This is a genomic window from Micromonospora craterilacus (assembly GCF_003236315.1).
GTDB lineage: Bacteria > Actinomycetota > Actinomycetes > Mycobacteriales > Micromonosporaceae > Micromonospora > Micromonospora craterilacus.
In genome coordinates, this window is sequence record NZ_POTY01000063.1 from 1 (window position 1) to 21,968 (window position 21,968).

The following is a 21,968-nucleotide window of genomic DNA, read 5'->3' on the forward strand; positions in this document are numbered from 1 at the left end:
CACCGGCACCGCCCGCCGGCGACGCCGGCCGCAGTCTCGCCACCGCCCGCCGCCGGCTGCAGCTCGCCGGCGTCCGCTAGACCCCCGGGCCCCCTGCGGTCCCGGTCTGATCCCCTTCCGCCCCTGCCGGGCGGCTCACCACAACGAAAGGACACGGCGTGGACATCAACGCCAAGCGGCAGGAGCGCGCGGGCCTGGCCAAGCAGGCCCGCGACATCCTCGACGCCGCGGAGAAGGACGGCGGCCGGAACCTGACCGCCGAGGAGGACGCGAAGTTCGACCGCCTGATGGGGGAGGTCGACGGCTGCGACGCGCAGATCGAGCGGGAGGAGAAGCTGCGCGCGAAGGAGCGGCGCATCGACGCCGACCCGGACGAGCAGCCGGCCCGCGAGGAGCGTGCCGGCGGCGAGCGCAACGGCCCGGACCGTGGCGGCGACGGGGCCATGGCAGCGTTCCGGCAGTTCCTGCTCGGTGGGCGGGCGTCTCTGTCTCCGGAGCAGGAGCGGACGCTGGTGGCCGGCTCGGACCCGGAGGGCGGCTTCCTGGTCGCCCCGCAGGCATTCGTCTCCGAGCTGATCAAGCAGGTCGACGACGACGTGCCGCTGCGCGGGCTGGCCACGGTGCACCAGCTGACCGAGGCCGCGTCGCTGGGCGTGCCGACGCTCGACCAGGACGCGGATGACGCGGAGTGGACCTCCGAGGTCCGCACCGGCAGCCAGGACGACTCGATCCGCTTCGGCAAGCGGGAACTGGTGCCGAACCCCCTCGCCAAGCGCGTCAAGATCAGCCGGAAGCTGCTGCGGCTGACCGCCAACCGGGCCGAGAACCTGGTCCGCGAGCGCCTGGCGTACAAGTTCGGCGTGTCGCAGGAAAAGGCGTACATGGTGGGCGACGGCAACAAGAAGCCCCTGGGCGTCTTCACCGCCAGCCCGCAGGGCATCTCCACCGGCCGCGACCGCGAGATCGGCGCCGGCGGCGCCATCCCGCTGACCGTCGCGACGGCGGACCAGCTGATCGACGCGAAGTACGCCCGCAAGGCCGCGTACTGGCGCAACGCCCGGTGGCTGTACCACCGGGACCTGATCAAGACCATCCGCAAGCTCAAGACCACCGACGGGTTCTACGTGTGGAAGGCCGGCCTGAACGACCAGCCGGACACGATCCTGGAAATCCCGTTCGTGGTCTCGGAGTACGCGCCGAACACGATCTCGGGCAACCAGTACGTCGGCGCGATCGCCGACTTCCGCTTCTACCACATCGCAGAGGCGCTGAACCTGGAGATCCAGCGCCTGGTGGAGCTGTACGCGGAAGCCAACCAGGTGGGTTTCATCGGCCGCCAGGAACTGGACGGCATGCCCGTGCTCGAGGAGGCGTTCGTCCGCCTCAAGGTCCCCGCCTGATCACCCGCCGCTAGACGGCTCACGAGCAGAAAGGCAACGAGGAAGCCATGAGGAGCGACCTGATCAGCCACCTGGCGCCCGCGCAGTCGCTGCGTCCGGCCAGCCAGGACGACCCGTCGGTGCCGGTCAACGGCATCGGCGTGGACCTAGCGAACTACGACTCGGCGGTGGTGCTCGTCGACGCCGGCACGATCACCGGTGCCGGTGCGTCGCTGACCGTCGAGGTGCAGCACTCCGACGACAACAGCGCCTGGACGGCGGTCCCGTCCGACGAGCTCGACGGTACGGAGCCGGTCATCACGTCGGCCAACCACCAGCAGGTCCACAAGATCGGCTACCGGGGCATCAAGCGGTACCTGCGGGTGTGCCTGACCGCGAAGGCCGGCACCACCCCGACCCTGCCGGTCGGGGCGACCGTCGTGCGCGGCAAGCCGCGCCGGCTCCCCGCCTGACCCACGCCCACCCGTTCGTTGCGGGCCCTGGCCGGACATCCGGTCGGGGCCCGCCGCGTGAAAGGACCCCCCCGCTGTGCGGATCGAGATGAAGACGCTGTACGCGACACCGGATCGGTCGATCGCCGCCGGCGCGACGGCGACCCTGCCCGACGACGAGGCCCAGGAGCTGATCGACAAGGGCTTCGCCGTCGCGGTGGTCGACGAGGACGAGCGGCCCCGTCGTGCCGCCGGCCGGCGTCCGGCACCTGCCGGCAAGGGCCGTGGCCGAGGGAAGGCCGCGAACCCCGCCACCGACCCCGACCCGGATCCGGACCCCGACGCGGGCGACCCGGACCCGGACCCGGATCCCGACGACCGCGAGGAGTAGCCCGCGATGGTGATCCGGCTCCCCGCTGCGGTGCGCAGCGCGGCGTGCGACGCAATCGTCGACCTGCTCGACGCCGGCAGCGGACCGGGCACGATCGAGATCCGCACCGGAAGTCAGCCGGCTTCCGCCGGCGACTCCGCCACCGGGACCCTGCTCGCGGTGTTCACGCTCGCGGATCCGGCGTTCGGTGCCGCGGCGGCCGGCGTGGCTGCGCTCGGCGTCGACCCGGCTCCCGAGACCGTCGGCGTGGCGGCGGGCACCGCCGGGTGGTGGCGGGCCAAGGACTCCACCGGCGGGACCGTGATGGACGGTTCGGCCACCGTCACCGGCGGCGGCGGGGATCTCACCCTCAACACCGTGACCGTCAGCATCGGCCTGGTGCTGCGGCTGACCGGCGGCACCGTCACGATGCCCGGGTGACCTGTGGAGGTCACCTTCGACTGGGGCGCGCCGCCGGAGCTGCCTGACGCGGTCGATCCGGGCCAGTCCTACGCCCTCGGGGTGCGGTGGCAGCTGCTCGTCGACGCGCCGATCCCCGGCGTGGAGTGGCAGGTGCCGCAGACACTGCCGTCGGGGCTGTGCGCGGCTGCTCTCTGGAGCGATACGGGGTCGCTGCTGGCGTCGGCGGACTTCACGCCACCACCGGAGTCCGCCGGACAGAAGCTGCGGATCTACTTCGACGGCGGACCGTACTCGGGCGTCGCGGACACGATCTACAGGGCGAGCATCTACACCCCGGACCGGTACGTGGCCACCACGAACTACCCGTGGCCGGTGACGGTCCCCGGGATGGCCACCACCAGCGACAACGGGTACTTGACCGGCTCCGCGGCCTTCCCCGCTGCCCAGTCCGGCAACTCGGCCAACTTCCACGTCTCGCCGATCCTCCAGCTGGACCAAGACGAGACCACAGCCGAGCTGGACGGGGTGCTGCCGGCGCTCACCGCCGCGGTGGCCGGCCAGGCCGGGGCGGCCGCCGGCCTGGTCGCGGTGCTGCCCGCGCTCGCCGCGGCGGCCGCCGGCGACGCCCGCGGCCACGCCGCGCTCGCCGCGGTCCTGCCCGGCCTGACCGGTGCGCTCGCCGGCACCGGCACGGCCGGCACGGCGGGCCTGGCGGCGGTGCTGCCGGCGCTGCGCGCGGCCCTGGACGTCCACGCCGACGGGGCGGCGGTGTCGGGCGCCGGGCCGCGCGTGGTCACCGACACCACGGTGGGACGGATCGAGACGGACTCTGTGGGGAGGTGGCGGTGACTCGGGATGTGGGCGACCGGATCGACATCCGGCACCGGGTCCGTGACGCGGACGGCGAGCTGGTCGACGCGACGGTGACCGTCGTGGTCGTCGGCCCGGACGGCATGGTGCTATCGCCGGCCCCGTCGGTCACGCGCGCCTCGCTCGGGGTGTACGACGCCTCGTTCGTGGCCACGACGCCCGGTCAGTGGACGTGGGTGTGGACGGTCACCGGGCCGGTCGACGACGTCACCCACGGCGCGGTCGACGTCGGTGACCCGGCGCCGCCCACGTACGGCACGCTGGCCGAGCTCAAGGACGACCGGAAGATCCCGCCAGAGGACCTTACAGACGACGCGGGCCTCTACCGGCGGCTGGTGGCTGCCTCTCGCGCGATCGAGGACAAGTGCGGGCAGCGGCGGTTCTGGCTCGACCGGCAGGTGTCGGCCCGCATTGTCAGCGCGTCCGGGCGGCGGCTGCTGCGTGACGCAGACGGTGACAGGCTGCTTGTCGACGACATCGGCTCCACCGACGGGCTGCTGGTGGAGGTCGGGTCGGCCGCGGCCGGCTGGACGGAGGTCGTCGACTACGAGACCGAGCCGGACAGCGCGCTGGTCAAAGGCCGGCCGATCACCGCACTGCTGCGCCCGCGGGGTGGCTGGTCGCGGCTGGGTCGTCAGCGGGTGCGGATCACTGCCCGGTGGGGGTGGCCGGCGGTGCCGGCCCAGGTGGTCGAGGCGTCGCTGCTGCTGGCGTCCCGGCTGTGGATGCGCCGCAAGAGCCCGGAGGGCGTCGCGGGCTCGGCCGAGTGGGGAACCGTGCGCGTGTCCCGCTGGGATCCAGACGTCGAGGCGCTGATCAGCAAGTACGTCCTTGAGTAGGAGCTCGCGTGAATCCGATCAAGAAGGCTGCCGAGCGGCTTCACCAGGCCCTTGTCCCGGTGAAGGGCGTGCGGGTCTACCCGGACATCGGCCCGGACGTCTCACCGCCGGCGGCCGTGATCGGGCCGCCGGCGTTGACGTGGGAGGGGCTGCCCGGCTGCGGCGGTGAGCCGACGTCGGGCCGGTTCGGCGTGTGGGTCGTGGTCGACGACGACGACCGTTCGGTGTCCCGGCTGATCGAACTGGTGCCGCCGGTCGCGGCCGCGCTCGACGCGGTCGACGACGCCGTGGTGGTCCGCGCTGACCCGACGACCTACCCGGGCAGCAGCAAGGACCTGCCCGCCTATCAGATCCAAGTCGACATGGCCCTAGGAGGATAGATGCCTGCTCCACACCAGCGGAAAGTCAAGTACATCACGCTCAGCATCGACAGCAATCCGTTCGAGTGCCAGGTACGTAGCTGGAAGCTGAACAACAACACCGAAGACGGGGAAAAGATCTTCACGCAGTGCCCCGAGGGTGAGGTCCGGGAGGAGGCGGATCCGGACTGGAGCCTGGACCTCACGATGCTGGCCGACTGGCGCGAGAACGGCATCTCCGACTGGCTGACGGTGCACGACGGCGAGACGGTCGCCTTCGCGATCGGCCATCACCCGGACCGGCCAGCGGAACACGTCACCTGGACCGGTCAGGTGATCATCAAGGCGCCGAGCGTGGGTGACGAGGCTCGGGCGACCGAGAACACCGAGATCACGCTCCAGTGTGTCGGCAAGCCGGTCTACGGCCGGGTGGGTGCCTGATGGCCCGGGAGAACGTGGCCACTCAGCAGATCACCCGGGCGGGGCTGGATCCGGATCTGACGCCGGCGACGGCGGACGGGGACGTCGTCGACGCCGGGCAGGTGGCGCTCTGGGTGGCCAACGGCGGCGGTTCGGCGATCACGGTGACGGTGGTGGCCACCGCCACCCAGGACGGCCTGGCCGTGGCAAACCTGGTGCGGTCGGTGCCGGCCGGCGAGCAGCGACTGATCGGGCCGCTGCCCGCCAGGACCTTCGCTGTCCCGCAGGGCGAGCCGGACGCGGGCCGGGTCCACGTCAACTACTCCGCGGTGGTCGACGTCGACCGCGCGGTCATCAGCCTGTAGAGGAGAGAACGCGAGTGTTCGAGTTCAAGCTGACCTTCGACGAGCGGCCGGATGACCCAGTCACCATCACCGCCGGCTCCCGAGACATCTTGATGTGGGAGCGGACGACCAAGGGCGCGTCGATGGCCCAGCTGGAGCGGGATCTCAGGATCACCGACCTCTACAAGATGGCCTGGATCGCCGCGAAACGGCTCGGTCACTTCGACGGCCCGCTCGCCAACTTCGAGGCTGGCGTCGAGCTGGACCTGCTCGACGACAAGACCAAGGACGAGGACGAGGACGGCGACGAGGGCGGTCCGGAGGACCCTACCCGGCCGGCTCGCTGAGCCGGTCGGTCATCGCGCTGGCGATGCACACGGGCATCGCCCCATCGGTGTGGGCGGAGCAGGACGGGCGGACGATCCGCACCGCCCTGGAGCTGTTCGCCGACGAGCAGGACCGAGCCCGCCGCGCCCGCGGCCGGGACGGCGACGACGGGCCGCCGATGAGCGGCTGACCCGAGGTCGGGAGGTGGCGTGGTGGATCGGATCACGGTGCGGGTCGACGGGGTGTGGCCGGTACTGCGGGACCTGCAGATGCTGCCCGCCGACGCCGACCAGGAGACCCGGGAGGTCGGTTCCCGGCTGGCGGTCGCCCTCTCCGGCCGTGTCGCCGCCAACGCGCGGGCGGACTCGAGGCAGTCGGCGCTGATGGCGCCGACGGTGCGGCCTGTGCCCGGGCGAGAGCCGTCAATCGTCGCCGGCGGCTCCGCCCGGGTCGGCCGCCGCGGCACCCCCGCCTACAAGATCCTCTTCGGATCGGAGTTCGGGGCCCGGACGTACCGGCAGTTCCGGCCGCATCTGGGTGGCGGCTCGTACTGGATGTGGGAGGCCATCCTCGCCGCCCAACACGAGATCAACTCCGAGGCGGGCCGCGGCGTTGACCGGCTCGTACGCGCGTTCGACCGGGGCGTCTGATGGCGCGGACGATCACGATCCGGTTCGGCGGCGACGCCACCGGGGTCACGCGGGCGGCCGCGCAGACGCGGGCGGCGATTTCCGGTGTGCAGTCGCGGGTCGGGCAGATCACCCGCACCGTTGGCAAGGTCGTCGCCCTGGGCGTCGCGTTCGGCGGCGCCGCCTCGTATGCGCTCGCGTTCGGTGCGGCCGCGGGCCGGGTGACCGGCATCCTCGCGGCGATGCCCGCGCTGCTGGTCGCGGTCATCGGCCCGGTCCTGGCCTTCCTGTCGATCACCAGGGGGCTCGGGGCAGCGTGGCGAGAAACGGGACAGCAGATCGGCGGCGGCGGCGGAACAGCCGTCCGCACCGGCCGGCAGGTGGAGGCTGCCCACCGGCAGGTTCGGGCGGCCACCCGGGCCCTCGCCGACGCCCAACGCGACGCCCAACGGGCCCAGGAGGCCGTCACCCGGGCTCGTCGGGATGAGATCGAACGGCTCGACGACCTGTCCAGGGCCACGCGCGGTGCCGCCCTGGACGCCGAGGAAGCGGCGATCCGACGGGAGGACGCCGAGCGGGACCTGGCCGACGCGCAGCAGATGGTGGCCCGGGCCGAGGAGCAGCTGCAGCGGGCCCGGGAGACCGGCGACGCGCGGATCATCATCCGCGCCGAGGAAGAGCTCAACGACGCCCGGCAGCGGGCACCGGAGCTGATCCGCCGCGCCGATCTGGCGCTGCGGCAGGCCATCCTCGGCGTGGAGAACGCCCGGGACGCGCACGAGGACCTGGCGCAGGAGCAGGCCGAATCCGCGCGCAAGGGCGTCGAAGGCAGCGACGCCGTGCAGGCTGCCCTGGAGCGGCAGGCCGAGGCGCAGCGCGCGGCCGCGGAGGCGGCCGAGCGGCTCGCCGACGCCCAAGACGCGGTCGCGCAGGCCAGCCAGCGGGCCGCCGGCGGCGGCGGGATCGGCGGGGGCACGGACGCCCTGGACAAGCTGGCGCCGTCCGCACGCAGGGTGATCCTGACGCTGCGGTCGCTCGTGCCGGCCTGGTCGGCGGCGTCCCGCGCCGCGCAGAACCGGGCGTGGCAGAACGTCGACCGGGATCTGGTGCGCCTGTCCGGCGCCACCCTGCCCATGGCGTCGAAGTGGCTGCTGCGCATGGGCGGCGCCTGGAACACCGCCGTGCGGCAGGTCTCGGCGTACCTGTCCAGCTCGCGTGGCGTCGCCGACGTCGGCGCGGCGCTCGACGGCACCGCCGGCTTCACGGAGCGCCTCGCCCGCGCCTTCACTCCGTTCCTGTCCGGGTTCATGCAGTTCGCCGCAGCCGGCCAGACCTTCATGCCCGCCTTCGGTGGCTGGGTGCAGTCGATCGCCGAGCGCTTCGAGGCGTGGGCGATCTCCGCCCGTGAGTCGGGCCGGATGCAGCAGTGGGTCACCCAGGGCACGGCGGCGCTACGCACCCTGTGGCAGATCACCACCAACATCGTCGGGTCGGTGCGGGCGATCTTCCGGGCGGCCGACGACGGCGGCTCCGCCTTCGAGGGCTTCGAGGCCGGCACCCGGGCGATGCGGGAGTGGCTGGACTCCGCCCAGGGCCAGCAGGCCGTCGGCGACTTCTTCGAGCGGCTCCGCGACATCCTCGGCTCCGTCGCCCAGGTCATCCCCACCGTCGTGTCGGAGGGGTCGGGGCTACGCGACACCCTCGACGTGATGGGCGTCGTGACCGCGGTCCTCGCCGATCACCTGGACACGGTGGCCAAGGCGTTGCCGTACCTGGCTGCCGGACTGATCGTCGTGAAGGGAGCGCAGGTCGCCGGCAACGTCGCCGCCGCGGCGTCGGTGCCCATCCAGGTCGCGCAGACCGTCGCGCAGTTCCGGCTGGGCCGGGCGGTGCGGCTCAACAACGCGCTGCTGCGCGGTCAGGCGGCGGCGCAGACGGCGGTCGACGTCGTCCAGAAGCGGTCGATCGTCACGGCGGGCCTGCAGCGGGCCGCGACGATCGCCGGCACCGTCGCGACATGGGGCGCGGCGGCGGCCAGCACGGCGCTCGGCGTGGCGGTGCAGATCGCCACCTCGCCGATCACGCTGATCGTCCTCGCGATCGGCCTGCTCATCGCAGGGTTGATCTTGGCCTACAAGCGTTGCGACACCTTCCGCGCGATCGTCGACGCCGCGTTCGCCGGGATCGCCAAGGGCGCCCGGTGGTTGTGGGACAACGTCCTCAAGCCGTGGTTCAGCCTCGTGCTCGCCGGCTGGAAGGTGGTCGGCAACGCGCTGCTCTGGTGGTGGCGCAACGTCACCGTGCCGGCGTGGCGGGCCGTGGCCGCCGCCGCGATCTGGCTCAAAGACCGCATCGTCGCTGGCTTCAACGCATGGCGGGCCCTGTTCGCACGGGTGATCGGCTGGGTCCTCGACCTACGCCAACGCGCCATCGACCAGCTCGGTCGCCTGCTGAACTGGCTGGGCGATCTGGGCGGGAAGTTGCGGTCCCGGCTGGCACCGGTACGCGACATCCTCATGGCGCCGTTCAAGGCCGCGTTCAACGGGATCAGTCGACTATGGAACGGCACCGTCGGCAAGCTCAGCTTCACCGTCCCGTCGTGGGTGGGTGGGCCGTTCGGCGGCAAAGGCTTCTCCATGCCGAAGCTTCCGCAGCTGGCCAAGGGCGGCATCGTGCGGGCCACCCGGGGCGGCACCCTCGCCTGGGTCGGTGAGGGCGGCGAGGACGAAGCAGTGGCGCCGCTGTCCCGGCTCGCGTCGATGATCGAGGCCGCCGTCCGTACCGGTGGCGGCACTGCGCCGGCCGCGCCCGTGAACCTGCATGTGGAGGCGCGGGTGTTCGTCGGTGACCGGGAGATCACCGACATCGTGCGGGTCGAGGTCGACGAGCGGACCCGCGAGGATCGCCGGCAGCTGCGGCGCCGGGTGATAGCCGGGTCGGGGAGGGCACGCTGATGGCGCTGACCGCCACGTACGACGGCCGGCTGGCGCGGGTGCGGCTGTCCGGCACCGTGCCGGGCAGCCACACCGACCCGGCCACCGCGGTGGTCGAGCGGTCCACCAACGGCATCCGATGGACGACGGTGCGGGGTGGCCAGGATCGGAACGGCACCGCCGGCGTCGACGTCAAGGTGGACGACTACGAGTTCGTCGACGGGGTGGTCAACCGGTACCGGGTGCGGGTCGTCGACGTCGCCACGCAGGCCACCGTCGCCAGCGAGACGGCGACGATCACCCCGACCCTGGGCGGGGTGTGGATCAAGAGCGTGGCCAGGCCGTTCCTCAACCGGCAGGTGATCGTCAAGGACTTCGGCGATGTCGAGCGGCCTCCGCGGGCCGGGATCTTCGACGTGGTGGGCCGCAGCATGCCGGTGGCGGTGTCGGATGTGCGCGGGTCGCGGCGGTGGACATTGGAGGTCCTGACCGAGACGCCGGCCGATGCCGCCGAGCTGGATCAGATCATGGCGGCCGGTGACACGATGCTGATCCATGTCCCGGCTGCCGTCGACGTACCGGGCGGCTACGTGGCGATCGACACCGTCAACATCAGCCGCCCGGCCCGGCGCTCCAGACGACGGGTGTTCGTGCTGCCTTGTATCGAGGTCGCGGCACCGGGCCCGGACGTGGTCGGCGCGACGCTGACCTGCGCGACGGTCCTGGCCACCTACGCGACGTGCGCGGATTTGCTCGCCGCGCATCCGACCTGCGCGGACCTGCTGGAGCTGATCGGCGACCCGGAAGACGTGATCGTGCCATGAGACCTGTCTCCGAGGAGTTCCTCCGCACCGTCCGGTCCAGCCATCGAATGGTGGCGGAGGCGCGGGTGGTCGCCCCTGGGCAGACCGGGGTGGCCCCTGACGGGCTGCTGCTGCAGATCGAGTCCGGCGACGTCCAGCTGGACGGTACGGCGGACGTACGGTCCACAATTGATCTGACCGTCGCCGGGCGCGGCCTGTGGCCCACCCGCCCCAGCTCGCCGCTGGCCCCGTACGGCAACGAGATCCACGTCCGGCGCGGTGTCCAGTACCGGTCCGGCCGCACCGAGTGGGTGTCGCTCGGCTACTTCAGGATCGACTCTCCCTCCCAGGCCGAGGTGCCGGACGGGCAGATCCAGATCGCCGGCCAGGACCGCATGGCCGGAATCAAAGACGCGCAGCTGACAGCCGCGCGGCAGTACCCGACGGGCTCCACCCTTGGTGCGGTCGTCGAGCACCTGGTGCGAGAGGTGCATCCGGCGGCCGTGATCGAGTGGGACGACGACACCCCTGCCACGGTCCTGCGCCGCAGCCTGATGATCGAGCAGGACCGGTACGAGTTCCTCGCTGAGCTGGTGCAGGCCCACGGCAAGGTGTGGTGGTGGGACCACCGCGGCCATCTGGTGATCAAGAGCCCGCCGCCGACGACCGTCCCGGTCTTCGAGGTCTCCCATGGCGCCGGCGGCGTGCTGGTGTCTCTCGCCCGGGAGCTGTCTCGTGACGGCGTCCACAACGGGGTTGTTGCTGTCGGCGAAGGCGCCGACACGGTGGTGCCGGCCCGCGCCGTGGTGATCGACAACAACCCGTCGAGTCCGACGTACTGGTTCGGGCCGTTCGGGCAGGTGCCGCAGTTCTTCTCCAGCCCGTTCCTGATCGACAACGGTCAGGCACGCGCCGCCGCCGCGTCGATCCTGGCCCGCAGCATCGGCCTGCCCTACTCCGTCGACTTCGGCCTGGTCCCCAATCCGGCGCTGGAGCCGTGGGACCCGGTGCGGATCACGTACCCGGGCCGGTCGGAGACCCACGTGATCGAGCGGCTCACCGTGCCGCTCGTCGCCACCGCGGAGATGACCGCGACCACCCGCGAACAGACACTGATCAACCTGGGAGGGCTGTGATGCGCGGCGACGACATGGTCCCGTTCCTACTCCCCCCGGATGGTGACGGGCTGGGATTCCGGCAGGGCGTCGTGGTCGAGTGGAATCCGGACACCGCTAAAAACAAAATCGCTGTCGCCGGCGCCGTCGTGGAGGACTTGCCGATATTCAATACCTCCGAGGCGCTACTGATCACCCCGGGGGCCGTGGTCGGCATCCTCACCGCCGGCCGCACGTGGTTTGTGTTGGGCCGTATCACCATCCCGGGGACACCGGAAGCGGCGTCCGCACTGCAAATGATCACGACCGCGACAGATGCCGTGTCGTCGTTCATCCGGGTCACGTCCACCTATCCCGACTATGTGTCGGCGCCGGACGGGCTGGGCCCGACCGTGCCGGTGCGGATCGGCCCCAACCGGCGGGCACTCATCATCCTCAGCGCCCAGATGCAGTTCGCGTCCGACGTCGGAGCCGCCCCACCGCAGTACCGCAATGGCCGCGTCGGGTACCGCATCACGCAGGTATCGACCGGCACGGTGACCGCGCCGCCGAGTGACGACCGCAAGCTGCTGATGCAAACCAACGGGCAGGAGAACACGTTATTTGCCGCGTCGCTGGTCAGCGTCGCCAGCGGGTTCATGTTCCCTGCGGCAGGTGAATACACCGTCGAAATGATGTATTCCGCGCTGAATTTGGGCGGCGCCGACGCGGCCGGGCAGATCGCGTTCTCGTCGCGCATGCTGGCCGTCATTCCACTGTAGGAGGAAATCGTGCCGAGTGGATCCACATCGAAGTACGGCTGGCCGTACCTCACCAGCGACGACGAGCCGGACCTGCCACTGGCCACCCGGGAACTGGCCGAGGCGATCGAAGAGGAAGTCGGGCGGCTCGACGCCGGCTACCGGTACCTGGAGACGATCCGATACACCAGCACCGGCAGCCACACCTTCGTCAAGGCGGACCACCCCCTGGCCCGCGCGGCGCGGATCGAGTGCCAGGGCTCGGGTGGCGCGGGCGGCGGTACGCCGGCGACGGCGGCGGGGCAGACCGCGGCCGGCTCCGGAGGCTCCGGCGGTGACTGGGCCACGGCCTGGGTGCCGATGTCGTCGCTGGCGGCGTCGGTGACCGTCACCGTCCCGGCGGGCGCCACCGGGGTGCTCGGCGGCTCCGGCGGCAACGCCTCGGCAGCTGCCTTCGGCACCGTGTGCTCGGCACCCGGAGGGCTCGGTGGGGTGGCCCTGGGCGCGGCGGGCACCCCAGGCGCCGCAAACGGCGCGCCCGCGTCGGCGACCGTCCCGACGGGCGACTGGTACGTGAAGGGTCAGGGCGGCGGCTCAGCGGCCCGCCTCGGCGCCACCGGCGCCATCTCCGGTCAGGGCGGATCGTCCCGGATGGGTGGCGGCGGCCGCGGCAACGGGGTCGTCACCGGGAACAACACCGGCATCCAGGGCGGCCTGTACGGCGGCGGTGGCAGCGGCGCCGTGGCGGGTCCGTCCACCGCCCAGCAGATGGGTGCCGGCGGCGGGCAGGGCCTCGTCCTGGTCCACCTCTACGGCTGAGGAGAACTCTGATGACGCGCGCACCGGCGAACCTTCAGGCTGTCCGCAGCCTGTTGCTCCAGCACCTCAACCGCGATCCGAACCGGGTGCGCGAGGATGACCTCGAACCCGCCGAGGTCGGCATCGTCGGCGATGCGAACCACCGCGGCGGCTATCACTGCGGATCCGACCGGGTCGTCACGAACGACTACTCGGTGGTGGAGTCGTCCCGGGACCGCAACGGGCTGACGCTCGACGCCGCCGCCCTGGACGTGGGCATGTTCCGGGTCAGTTCAGGCGGCCGTGAGCACAACCTGTTCAGCTTCTCGACCTGGTGCGTCGCCCAATGCGAAGCGAAGGCGCCGGGTACCGAGGACATCCGGGAGATCATCTACAGCCCGGACGGCAAGGTGGTCCGCCGCTGGGACCGGCTCGGCCGGCGCAGCAGCGGTGACCGGTCGCACCTGTGGCACACCCACTTCAGCTTCTTCCGTGACTCGATCAAGGCGAACCGCGACCAGACCCCGCTGTTCCGCCGCTACCTGACCACCATCGGCCTACTGGAGGACGACATGGACAGCATCTTCGTGCGCCTGAACGACGAGGGGCACGGCGTCCGGCTGCTCCAGCGGCGACTGGAGCGCCTCGACGGGCTCGAGCCCAGGGACGTCAAGACCGGCAAGCCGATCACCGACCCGATCAAGGTCGACGCGAAGTACGGCCCGCAGGTGCAGGCGTTCGTCGCGGCAGCCGAGCGGAAGTGGAACCCGAAGTGGACCGGCGACGGGTCAGTCTGCTACGCGGACACCTGGACCCGGCTGGGCGACATGTACCGCGACCAGGAGGTCTTGAAGCTGATCGCGAAGCACGTCCCCAAGCCGGTCGCTCCGGCCGTCGACTACGTGCACCTGGCCAAGGCACTCGACCTGCATGGGCTCGCCGCAGCGGTCCCGGTGCCGGTGCTGGCCGCCCAGCTCGCCGCGTCGCCCGAGCTGGCCTGGGCCCTGACCGACCAGCTGCTCAAGCGGCTAACCGTCCCGCAGGGCTGACAGTGGAGCCGACCGTCCTGGTCGCGCTGATCGGCGCCGGCGGCGCGCTCGCCGGCGGCGCGATCGTCGGGCCGGTGGTCGGGCATCTGCTCTCCCGCCGGGCCAGGGCCGGTCAGGCGGCGATCGCCACGGCGCAGGCCGAGCAGCTGCGCGCGGAGGCCGACAAACTCAGACAGGACATCTACCAGGAGCTCACCCAGGATCTACGTGGCGAGCTGCAGCGCGTCCGTACGGCGCTGGAGACGGCCCAGCAGTCCCTGGCCCAAACGTCCGGCGAGGCCGAGCGGCTCCGGCAACGGGTCACCGCCCTGGAGTCGCGCATTGCCCAGCTGGAGCGCACGGAGCAGCACCTGTCGGCCGAGCTGCGCGCCACCCAGGCGGAGCGTGACCAGCTCCGGATCGCGCTGGCTAAGAGCGAGGCGACGTGCGCGGCGCTGACCGCGCAAGTCGGGGATCTGAAAGCGCAGCTGACCTTGCACGCTGACCGTCATTGATGGGGTGGGGAGGCCCGGCCGGCTCGATGGTCTGGCCCGTGGGCACACCCACCAGGAGCACCGTACGGCGCATGGCTACCGCCGCGTGACGCCAACCCCACACCCGGAGCCACTCTAACCACCTGAGGAGAGGAACCATGTCCCTGTCCGATCGTTGGGCCGCCTACGTGCGGACCTACTGGCCGCTGCTGATCGGCCACCTCACCGCGGCGGTCGTCGCCTACGTGGCCACCCGGTTCGGCATCCTCATCGACTCAATCGTGGTCTACGAGATCCTCGCGGTGGCCATGACCGGCGGGCTGTACGCGGTGGGCCGCTGGCTCGAGGCCCGCACCGGCGACGGCTGGCTGCCGGCCGCGGCACGGACCATCGCCCGGTGGCTGCTGTCACTGGGCATCGACACCGGCCAGCCCACCTACGGTCTACCGCCGGCCGACGTCGACACCAAGTACCTCACGCCCCCGTCCCGGTAGGATCATCGGCGCGGTGCCGGCCGTGACGTCCTGGCCGGGACCGACCAACGCGCGAAGGGGCCCTGCTCTCCCCCGAGGGAGAGTGGGGCCCCCTTCTGCGTGCCAGCGTCAGAAGTTGTCGGCGGTGCAGGTGACTACCGCGAACTCGCCTTCGGAAGCGTTCTCCTTGACGACTTCACCATCGATCGTGATCTTGCACTTGATCTTGCCGGAGCCCTTCGACTGCGCCACGATCGTCGGGATGACGATCGCCTCCGCCGAGGTCAGTTCCTTCTTCCAGGGCAGCTTCGCCCCGTTGGCCTGAGACTGGTCGGCGTTAAGTCCATAGGTCACGTCCGCGGACTTCGGGCCGGTCACCTCCAGAACGATCTTCTTCTCGCCCTTCTTGCCGCCCTTCTTGTCCGCGGCCCCGGCCGCCTGGTCCTGCGCCCCGGGCCCGGCCGTGTCGCTCTCGCCAGCGCCGCACGCGATGGCCATGACCGCCAGCACGACTACACCGGCCGTAGTGAGTTTCGTACGCAAGAGAAGTTCTCCTCGGATCGGCAAAGGCACGAAGCTAGGGCTCGTCGCGCTGCGGCGAAACCCGACTGTCGCCCAGCCGATAGTCATCGTGTCCACCTCGGTGAGAGGGCCTGGACCAACGGCCCCCCTGGACGGGCCTGGTGGAGGGCGGGGCCTCGCTGGCTCGGATCAGGCGCGCGTCTCGTGCTCCACGACGTGGCAGGTGCCGCACAGCAGCGCCTCGTAGTGCCGCCCGCGCCAGAGCGACCCGACGGCAGGGGGGCGTGTTGGACCGTTGCATGATGCGCGCTGCTGCTGGTGTCTGTCAGACTCATGTGGTAGTGACCTCTCGCATTCGAACATACGATCGAACAGGAGTAGAATGCGATGCCTATCTCTGAGGATCGGCTCTCGTTGCTTGCCCTGTGCAAGGTGCCGAAGGTCAACTGGTACCTGATAGCCCGCGAGGCGCAGCGACGTGACGGACTGGCCCGTCTGCTCTCCGGTGAACTGACCGAGGAGTCTCCGGATGCCCAGCTCGCTGCTGAGGCCATCCGCGAAGCACGGCACCAGCTGCCGGAGTACAGGCAGCGGGCTCTCACGGAGGTGGAAAGCGGCGCGCAGGTGGGCGCCCGGCTCATCACCGTGCTCGACCAGGACTACCCGCAAACCCTGCGCCTGATCTTCAATCTGCCGCCCTTCCTGTTCGTTCGCGGTGCGTTCGCCGAGGCCGACCTGCGCAGCGTGGCTGTCGTTGGCACGCGGGAAGCCACGGAAGACGGTGTGAAGAGGTCCGGTCGGATGGCCCGGCTGTTGGTGGAGGAGGGTGTCACTGTCGTCTCCGGCTTGGCGCGGGGGATCGACACCGCCGCCCACTGGGCCACCCTGTCGGCGGGCGGGCGCACCCTCGCGGTCATCGGTACCGGGATCCGCAGGTGCTACCCGGCAGAAAACCGGGAGTTGGCCGAGCACATCGCACGGGACGGAGCGATTGTCTCTCAGTTCTGGCCGGACGCTCCTGGCGCCACCTACACCTTCCCTCGCCGCAACGTCACCATGTCGGGGATCGCCCAGGGCACCGTCGTCATCGAGGCGTCCAAGACCTCCGGAGCCAAGATGCAGGCACGCCTGGCGTTGGAGCATGGCAAGAAGGTCTTCCTGCTCAAGAGCCTGACGGAGTCGCAGGAGTGGGCGCGCAAGTACGTGGCCACCCGAAGTGCCATCAAGGTGGATGACGTCGCCGACGTGGTCAAGCAGCTCAACGATCCGGCCAAGATCCACGCTGCCAATACCCGCCGTGAGCAACTCGAATTCCAGTTCTGATCTCACAGGTCATGGCAGGGAGCCTCCCGATCATCGACGACCCGGGCGTTGAACAGCCCCTCGACGACATCCCTCACCCCCGGCCCGCAGGATTCGGCAGATGCCGGCGATGCCCGTACGCCGAAACGGGGCGGATCGCGGTGTGCTATAGCTGCGCGAGCCTGTCGCTCAAACCGCCCCCAGACCGCCGCTGCCCGGTCTGCGACCAGGCGGTCGGCGTCGACGAGGTCTGCAGCAACAGCCTCTGCAACTCGCCCGAGCGCCGCTTCTTCGACTGGACGATCGCCGTCGCACTCAAGGAAGGTGCCCTCGCGAACATGATCCATCACGTCAAGGACGGCGAGACGGCCTGGTGCACCATCTTCGCCCGGGTCATCCTCGGCTACCTCTACAAGAACCCCGCCGCCGTTCGACGCCTCGGCGCGATCATCCCCAACCCCGCCTGGCTGCCACCAGGGGCAGACCCCCGCGCGGACCATGCCCACTACACGATCGAGCAGGCCAGGGACCAGGACGAGCGGCAACTCCCGTTCGTCGTCGACCCGCCGCTGATCGTGAAGACCCGGCAGACGGACAAGATGCGCTCCACAACGAGCGCCGCCGAGCGCCGCCGCCTGGGCCAGCAGGTGTACGAGGCACTGCGGGTACCCGATCCGTCACGGGTCAAGGGCAAAGAAATCATGGTCTACGACGACGTGTTCACCAGCGGCACCACGCTAAACGCCGCTGCACGTCGCCTGAAAGAGTCGGGCGCCACGAAGGTCTACGGCCTCTCACTGGCGCGCCAGACCTGGCGGTCATAGCCCGCCCCGACCCCCGGCAACCAAGCGGTGTCAGAAGGTCTGCCCAGCCTGCACAGACGCGATGAACGCCGACCACGCCTCAGGCCCGACCTTGATCGCGAACTGCGGATGCCGCGACGACCGCAGCATCCGTTCGCCGGCCTTCCCGATCGACAGCTCCAGGCGCTCGGGCACCTCGTCCTCGACGCGGCTACCGTCGCCCGGCGTCCACTCGCCGAGTCTCAGCTCGGTCGGCTCCGTCATCTACTCCTCCATGGATCTGGGGTCCAAGGTGCCACAGGTCGTGGGCGACCAGCTGGCCGAACGCCTCCGCCCGCGGCCAGCACTTGCGCTTGCCGCATTGGGGGCACCAGCCGCCGGCGGGCCGATGTTCGGCAAGGGTCTGCCACCAGCTGGCGGCCGGCAACACCCTGGTGCTCATCGCGGGCGGTGTCCGTCGTGGCCGCGAGCCATCTGGCCGGGCGTCGACAGGGGCGCCCCCGGCACTTGCGCGGCAGGAGCATCGGCGGGCGTGTCGGGCGCCGGCTGTGCGGCGGCCGCGGTGAGGACGTCGACGCGGACGAGGATCTCGAAGCACCAGGGCTGCGTGCAGTCGGAGCTCTCCCACGAGCAGTCGATGCCGTGCCCGTACACCCAGGCGTACTTGGGGTCGTGGGACTGGTGCGCGGACACGATGTCGAGGGTGTGGGGGGTGTGGCCGTCGTGGCCGGGCCACGCCTGCCACTCGCCGGGCCCGATACGGACGCGTGTGCCAGGGCTTGGCAGCGTCATTGCTCTGTCCCCCGGCCTGTCCAGGGGTCGATCGCCTGGTCGACCTCCGACGGCCAGTCCGACCCGGCCTGCCGGCGGGCCTCGAGTTCGCGGAGTGCCTCCGGGCCGTACGCGCCGGCCATGTGCGGGTAGCGGGTCGCCGGCCGCGCCGGCCGCCCGTCCAGCGGCTCGGGCGCTGGCTCGTTGTGCCACAGCATGTGCTCGCCCTCCCGGGTAGGAGGCGTGGCGGCCGCGCCCTCTCCGGCAGCGGCCGCCGCGCCTGTTCTGGGGGTGGCGGCGGGGCGACCAGCGCGTCCGCGACTCCCCGCCGCTACCGTGGACTCACGCTAAGCAGTGAGGACGGCGGCACGGGGTACGCGGCGTACCCGGTGACGTGATGTACCTACTGTGGTGGGCTGGTGATCCTCTGCGCCAGCTCGACCGCCTCGGCGCGCACCGACGCAGGCGCTTCCCGCGCCAACCGGGCCGCCATGTCCTGCGCCGCCGGCGAGTACCGCACCGTCTCCGGCGACGTGGCTTCCGCCCGGACCAGAAGATGCAGCGTCGCCTCCCGGGCGCCCTCCAGATCAGCCGACCGGGCCAGCTCCACGAAGTGGCGGCCGCGCCGCTCCGTCGACGGGATCGACGCCGGGTCCAGGGCGTGCGCCCGACGCTGCGCCTCGTCCGGGTCGCCGAGGTCGACGGCGCACATCACCGCGTACACGTCGACCAGCGGCCGAGACACCCGCGTCCGCAACCCCACGTAGCCGGCGGGCAGCGCCCGCTCGACGACCTGCCGGGCGGTGTCCCAATCCGCCCACGCGCCCTGGTCGCCGGTCCGGGCCCGGGTCAGCGCGAGGCACAGATGCAGGTCGGCGAGCATCTCCGCCCACTCGGTGCCGCCGTCGGCCACATGCGGCTCAATCAGCGCCCGCGCCTCACCGAGGCGTTCCAGGGCCTCGTCGCCGCGGCCGACGGCACGCAGCAAATGGGCGCCGTACCAGGTGGCCTGCGCGATGGCGAGCGGGTCGTCCGCGTCGAGGGCCGCGGTCATGCCCCGGTCGACGGTGAGCCAGCAAAGCTCCCGGTCGCCGTGCCATGCCAGGTACGCCTGGGCGAGGTGGTACGCCTGGGCGAGCAGCGCGAGGCTGATCCGCCGGTCCTGTCCGGTGTGAAGGCGGGCGGCCCTCTGGGTGGCGTCGAGCAGGCCGGGCAGGACGGCGCCGGCTTCGGTGCGCTGGTGTCGGCTGGTGTGCCAGGTCTGCCAGGCGGAGTCGACGGCGCCGCGTAGGTACTCGGGTCGCTCGGGCTCACCGGAGATGGTGATGTGCCAGGCGGTGAGGGCGCGTCGGACATCGTCGACGGCGGGGTGGCTGGCCCGGCCGTCGAGGGACAGCGACACGGCGGGTCCGAACAGGTCGCCCAGGTCGTGGACGCCGAGGTGCGGGGCCAACTGCTGCGCGGCCCGCAATGTCAGCGACCGGCGGCCGTTCTCGATGAACTTCACGGTAGTCGGCGAGAGTCCACTCACGCTGGCGAGACGCTCGCGAGAGAGGCCAGCAGCTCGGCGCAGCCGCTCGACGCGCTGACCGGGGGACAGGGGCTGGTCGACCATGAGGCACCTCGCCGCGTCTGGGTACATCGTGTACCCCTGACGGTACTCCGATGGGGTCAGCACGCGCTGCCGAAGCAGCATTCTCGGGTACTCAGGTATCTAGGTATCCAAGATCGGCACGCCGCCTACCCTCCGGCCTGTGGAGTACCCAGGCCCGGATCAGGAGCAGGTCGGCCGAAACGAGCTGGCCGAGATCCTGCGTGGCCGGATCATGTCTGGGCAGCTCAAGCCGGGTGCGCGGGTGCCGTCCGAAAGGGACCTGAGCCAGGCGTACGGCGTCAGTGGGATCACGGCGCGGGCCGCGGTGGCGCAGCTGCGCGCTGAGGGCCTGGCGGAGTCGGTGCGGGGCCGCGGTGTCGTAGTGCGTACTCCCGTGGAGCCGGAGCCGGTGCACGTCGGGCCGGACGACTGGGTGTCGGCGCGGAACCCCACGCCAGCGGAACGGAAGACTTACGGCGTGCCGGAGGGTGTGCCGCTGATCGTGGTGGTCCACCCAGACGGGCTGCAAGATTTGTATCCGGCCCACAGCCATCGGGTGGCCTATCGGCCGGCATGACGCGCCGATCGCCCGGAAACTAACGCGGGATGCCATCAGCATGTTAACGGACGGCTGTGGAACGTGCACCATTTGCAAGACACGGCGGGGTCCGGTTCCACATGGGATATTCATCAACACACACTCCCGCGCTATGAGTGATCATGTGGGGACGCAACAGTCACGCTCATGGGTGCGAATCGAACACCTCTGTTTGATGCTGGGCACGGCGGCGCTCACCCTTGCCGCCGCGCTTGCCTACATCAGCCACGCGACACCCATTGAAATCGAGCGAAACATCATCGATGTCGTCACCGCGCTGTTCGTCGTCGCCATGTTCGGGTGGCTATTCACCACAAGCGATGGGCGGCGGCGTCGTGACCTTGTCGCCGGCAAGCGCGAACTGACCCGCGGACAGGCCGAGTTGCGGCAAGGGCAGGCGGTGCTACAGGCGCAGCTTGCCGAGCTGAGGTGGGAGATCGAACAGCTGCGCCGGGCCCTCCGGCAGCGACCGGCGGTCGGCACCTGCTCCCCGGGCCGCCTGTACCTGTCGCGGACAGCCGGGCCGGTGGGCATCCAGGCGTCCACGGTGGACTCGGGCACCGAGCCGGCCGACGCCCGGCTGCAGCAGGCCCGCGAGGCCGGCATCGAGGAGGGCTTCGACATCGGCCTACGGACGCGCCTGGCCGATCTCGGGGTGCCGACGTTGCCGAGGCCGCGACGCCCGTGACTCATGGGTGACTCATGATCTTGGCTGGTAGGTAGCGAAGAGGCCGGTCGGGGTGTCCCGATCCGGCCTCTGACCTGCTGTTTCGTTGGTGGGCGATACTGGGATCGAACCAGTGACCTCTTCGGTGTGAACGAAGCGCTCTCCCGCTGAGCTAATCGCCCTCAGCGCGGATGACTCTACCCGATCGAGGGACCGGACCGCGAACCCGGGGTCAGTGCGTCGCGAGGTAGTGCAACACCTGGGCGATCACGTCGATGCCCAGGCTGTACTTGATCGAGAGACAGGCCACCGCGCCGACGAAGATGATGCCGACCGAGCCGATCAACAGGCGCACGGTGAGTGACTGCTTCTTCACCCAGGCGGCCCAGCCTTGGACGTGGCGGCGGGTGAAGCCGAGCAGTCGCTTGGCCCAGTGGAACTCGACCGCCCAGATGCCGAGGCCGGCGATCACGATCAACCAGCCGGGGCCGGGCAGCGGGATGAGCACGATGCCGACGGACACCACGATGGCGCCCAGCACCCCGATCATGATTTTGAGGGCGACCCGGCCGGTGGGGTTGGCCCGGATCAGTGCGAGGGTGGTGGATATCCGCCGCCGCCAGCGTGGTGGGTCGCGCCGCTCGGACACCGCAGCACCACCCCCCTCACGCTCCGTGACGCCGTTCACCTCGGCGCCGTTGTTCCGCCCCGACATGTTGCCCCGGCTGGCGGAGCCATTCACCTCGGTGTGACCGCGCCCGTTGCGACCGACTGGATCGTTGCCGGACGGGCCGCGTTCGACCACCGACCGACCGTGCCGGTCACCTTGCTCCTTCGGCACCCCGTACCCCCGCTGTTCGGTTACGCGGACCGCGACGTTCGACGGGCCCCGCGCGGCCACCTGATCCACTGAGG

At 70.9% G+C, this 21,968-nt stretch carries 30 protein-coding genes and 1 tRNA gene; 24 read left to right on the forward strand and 7 right to left on the reverse strand.

The window, feature by feature from the left end; translation table 11 throughout:
• Positions 1–158: 158 nt before the first annotated feature.
• The 20 genes from C1I95_RS12420 (at position 159) to C1I95_RS12510 (ending at position 14,817) form a co-directional block, all read left to right on the forward strand.
• Complete coding sequence (locus C1I95_RS12420; RefSeq protein ID WP_111213960.1) at positions 159–1,400, forward strand: phage major capsid protein; 1,242 nt, start codon at positions 159–161, stop codon at positions 1,398–1,400.
• A 47-nt stretch (positions 1,401–1,447) separates the two neighbouring features.
• On the forward strand, positions 1,448–1,852 hold the full coding sequence (locus C1I95_RS12425) for a Bbp16 family capsid cement protein (RefSeq protein ID WP_111213961.1): 405 nt from the start codon (positions 1,448–1,450) through the stop codon (positions 1,850–1,852).
• 76 nt (positions 1,853–1,928) lie between these two features.
• A complete protein-coding gene (locus C1I95_RS12430; RefSeq protein ID WP_111213962.1) occupies positions 1,929–2,222 on the forward strand; it encodes a hypothetical protein in 294 nt (97 codons plus the stop codon).
• Positions 2,223–2,228: 6 nt separating this feature from the next.
• Positions 2,229–2,642 (forward strand): hypothetical protein, encoded by a 414-nt coding sequence (locus C1I95_RS12435; RefSeq protein ID WP_111213963.1) that lies wholly within the window; start codon positions 2,229–2,231, stop codon positions 2,640–2,642.
• 3 nt (positions 2,643–2,645) lie between these two features.
• Complete coding sequence (locus C1I95_RS12440; protein WP_111213964.1) at positions 2,646–3,473, forward strand: DUF4082 domain-containing protein; 828 nt, start codon at positions 2,646–2,648, stop codon at positions 3,471–3,473.
• Positions 3,470–4,333 (forward strand): hypothetical protein, encoded by an 864-nt coding sequence (locus C1I95_RS12445; RefSeq protein WP_233513633.1) that lies wholly within the window; start codon positions 3,470–3,472, stop codon positions 4,331–4,333. Before C1I95_RS12440 ends, C1I95_RS12445 begins: the two co-directional genes overlap by 4 nt.
• 8 nt (positions 4,334–4,341) lie before the next feature.
• Positions 4,342–4,713 (forward strand): hypothetical protein, encoded by a 372-nt coding sequence (locus C1I95_RS12450; protein ID WP_111213965.1) that lies wholly within the window; start codon positions 4,342–4,344, stop codon positions 4,711–4,713.
• A complete protein-coding gene (locus tag C1I95_RS12455) occupies positions 4,714–5,133 on the forward strand; it encodes a hypothetical protein (RefSeq protein WP_111213966.1) in 420 nt (139 codons plus the stop codon).
• Positions 5,133–5,477, forward strand: a complete 345-nt coding sequence (locus C1I95_RS12460; RefSeq protein ID WP_111213967.1) for a hypothetical protein — start codon at positions 5,133–5,135, stop codon at positions 5,475–5,477. The genes C1I95_RS12455 and C1I95_RS12460 overlap by 1 nt, the downstream gene beginning before the upstream one ends.
• Before the next feature lie 14 nt (positions 5,478–5,491).
• Complete coding sequence (locus tag C1I95_RS12465) at positions 5,492–5,803, forward strand: hypothetical protein (protein WP_111213968.1); 312 nt, start codon at positions 5,492–5,494, stop codon at positions 5,801–5,803.
• A 23-nt stretch (positions 5,804–5,826) separates the two neighbouring features.
• Positions 5,827–5,973, forward strand: coding sequence for a hypothetical protein (locus C1I95_RS35210; RefSeq protein WP_158566385.1), 147 nt, complete (start codon positions 5,827–5,829; stop codon positions 5,971–5,973).
• A gap of 19 nt (positions 5,974–5,992) precedes the next feature.
• A complete protein-coding gene (locus tag C1I95_RS12470) occupies positions 5,993–6,433 on the forward strand; it encodes a hypothetical protein (RefSeq protein ID WP_111213969.1) in 441 nt (146 codons plus the stop codon).
• On the forward strand, positions 6,433–9,366 hold the full coding sequence (locus C1I95_RS12475) for a hypothetical protein (RefSeq protein WP_111213970.1): 2,934 nt from the start codon (positions 6,433–6,435) through the stop codon (positions 9,364–9,366). Before C1I95_RS12470 ends, C1I95_RS12475 begins: the two co-directional genes overlap by 1 nt.
• Positions 9,366–10,169: a hypothetical protein gene (locus C1I95_RS12480; protein ID WP_111213971.1), complete on the forward strand. Its 804-nt coding sequence runs from the start codon at positions 9,366–9,368 to the stop codon at positions 10,167–10,169. The genes C1I95_RS12475 and C1I95_RS12480 overlap by 1 nt, the downstream gene beginning before the upstream one ends.
• Positions 10,166–11,284 (forward strand): DUF5047 domain-containing protein, encoded by a 1,119-nt coding sequence (locus tag C1I95_RS12485; RefSeq protein ID WP_111213972.1) that lies wholly within the window; start codon positions 10,166–10,168, stop codon positions 11,282–11,284. The genes C1I95_RS12480 and C1I95_RS12485 overlap by 4 nt, the downstream gene beginning before the upstream one ends.
• Positions 11,284–12,024, forward strand: coding sequence for a hypothetical protein (locus tag C1I95_RS12490; RefSeq protein WP_146605704.1), 741 nt, complete (start codon positions 11,284–11,286; stop codon positions 12,022–12,024). Before C1I95_RS12485 ends, C1I95_RS12490 begins: the two co-directional genes overlap by 1 nt.
• Positions 12,025–12,033: 9 nt before the next feature.
• Positions 12,034–12,822, forward strand: a complete 789-nt coding sequence (locus C1I95_RS12495) for a hypothetical protein (protein WP_111213974.1) — start codon at positions 12,034–12,036, stop codon at positions 12,820–12,822.
• A gap of 11 nt (positions 12,823–12,833) precedes the next feature.
• Complete coding sequence (locus C1I95_RS36355; protein ID WP_233513634.1) at positions 12,834–13,850, forward strand: hypothetical protein; 1,017 nt, start codon at positions 12,834–12,836, stop codon at positions 13,848–13,850.
• 2 nt (positions 13,851–13,852) lie between these two features.
• Positions 13,853–14,344, forward strand: coding sequence for a hypothetical protein (locus C1I95_RS12505; RefSeq protein WP_111213975.1), 492 nt, complete (start codon positions 13,853–13,855; stop codon positions 14,342–14,344).
• 137 nt (positions 14,345–14,481) lie between these two features.
• Positions 14,482–14,817, forward strand: coding sequence for a hypothetical protein (locus tag C1I95_RS12510; RefSeq protein ID WP_111213976.1), 336 nt, complete (start codon positions 14,482–14,484; stop codon positions 14,815–14,817).
• A 108-nt stretch (positions 14,818–14,925) separates the two neighbouring features.
• Here C1I95_RS12510 and C1I95_RS12515 read toward each other — a convergent pair whose 3' ends face one another.
• The gene (locus C1I95_RS12515; RefSeq protein ID WP_233513635.1) at positions 14,926–15,426 is read right to left on the reverse strand and encodes an MmpS family transport accessory protein; all 501 of its coding nucleotides are present in this window, start codon (positions 15,424–15,426) and stop codon (positions 14,926–14,928) included.
• 279 nt (positions 15,427–15,705) lie between these two features.
• Here C1I95_RS12515 and C1I95_RS12520 point away from each other — a divergent pair, with 279 nt between their 5' ends.
• Positions 15,706–16,641 carry a DNA-processing protein DprA gene (locus C1I95_RS12520; RefSeq protein ID WP_111213977.1) on the forward strand — a complete coding sequence of 312 codons (936 nt, stop codon included), beginning with the start codon at positions 15,706–15,708 and terminating at the stop codon, positions 16,639–16,641.
• 11 nt (positions 16,642–16,652) lie between these two features.
• Positions 16,653–17,444 carry a ComF family protein gene (locus C1I95_RS12525; RefSeq protein ID WP_111213978.1) on the forward strand — a complete coding sequence of 264 codons (792 nt, stop codon included), beginning with the start codon at positions 16,653–16,655 and terminating at the stop codon, positions 17,442–17,444.
• A 30-nt stretch (positions 17,445–17,474) separates the two neighbouring features.
• Here C1I95_RS12525 and C1I95_RS34785 read toward each other — a convergent pair whose 3' ends face one another.
• From C1I95_RS34785 to C1I95_RS12545, 4 genes are all read right to left on the reverse strand, one after another.
• A complete protein-coding gene (locus C1I95_RS34785) occupies positions 17,475–17,687 on the reverse strand; it encodes a hypothetical protein (protein WP_146605705.1) in 213 nt (70 codons plus the stop codon).
• 174 nt (positions 17,688–17,861) lie between these two features.
• On the reverse strand, positions 17,862–18,116 hold the full coding sequence (locus C1I95_RS12535) for a hypothetical protein (RefSeq protein WP_146605706.1): 255 nt from the start codon (positions 18,114–18,116) through the stop codon (positions 17,862–17,864).
• A gap of 95 nt (positions 18,117–18,211) precedes the next feature.
• Positions 18,212–18,412 (reverse strand): hypothetical protein, encoded by a 201-nt coding sequence (locus tag C1I95_RS12540; protein WP_111213981.1) that lies wholly within the window; start codon positions 18,410–18,412, stop codon positions 18,212–18,214.
• Positions 18,413–18,597: 185 nt separating this feature from the next.
• Complete coding sequence (locus tag C1I95_RS12545) at positions 18,598–19,809, reverse strand: helix-turn-helix domain-containing protein (protein WP_111213991.1); 1,212 nt, start codon at positions 19,807–19,809, stop codon at positions 18,598–18,600.
• Between the two features lie 139 nt (positions 19,810–19,948).
• Here C1I95_RS12545 and C1I95_RS12550 point away from each other — a divergent pair, with 139 nt between their 5' ends.
• Together C1I95_RS12550 and C1I95_RS12555 are read left to right on the forward strand one after the other, a co-directional pair.
• Positions 19,949–20,365, forward strand: a complete 417-nt coding sequence (locus C1I95_RS12550) for a winged helix-turn-helix domain-containing protein (RefSeq protein ID WP_111213982.1) — start codon at positions 19,949–19,951, stop codon at positions 20,363–20,365.
• 172 nt (positions 20,366–20,537) lie between these two features.
• On the forward strand, positions 20,538–21,074 hold the full coding sequence (locus tag C1I95_RS12555) for a hypothetical protein (protein ID WP_146605707.1): 537 nt from the start codon (positions 20,538–20,540) through the stop codon (positions 21,072–21,074).
• 86 nt (positions 21,075–21,160) lie between these two features.
• On the opposite strand, the gene C1I95_RS12560 is transcribed toward C1I95_RS12555, so the two are convergent.
• Both C1I95_RS12560 and C1I95_RS12565 read right to left on the reverse strand, forming a co-directional pair.
• Positions 21,161–21,235 (reverse strand) — tRNA-Val (locus C1I95_RS12560).
• A 50-nt stretch (positions 21,236–21,285) separates the two neighbouring features.
• Entirely contained in the window at positions 21,286–21,963 is a 678-nt protein-coding gene (locus tag C1I95_RS12565; RefSeq protein WP_438941305.1) for a TIGR02611 family protein, read from the reverse strand.
• Positions 21,964–21,968: the final 5 nt, after the last annotated feature.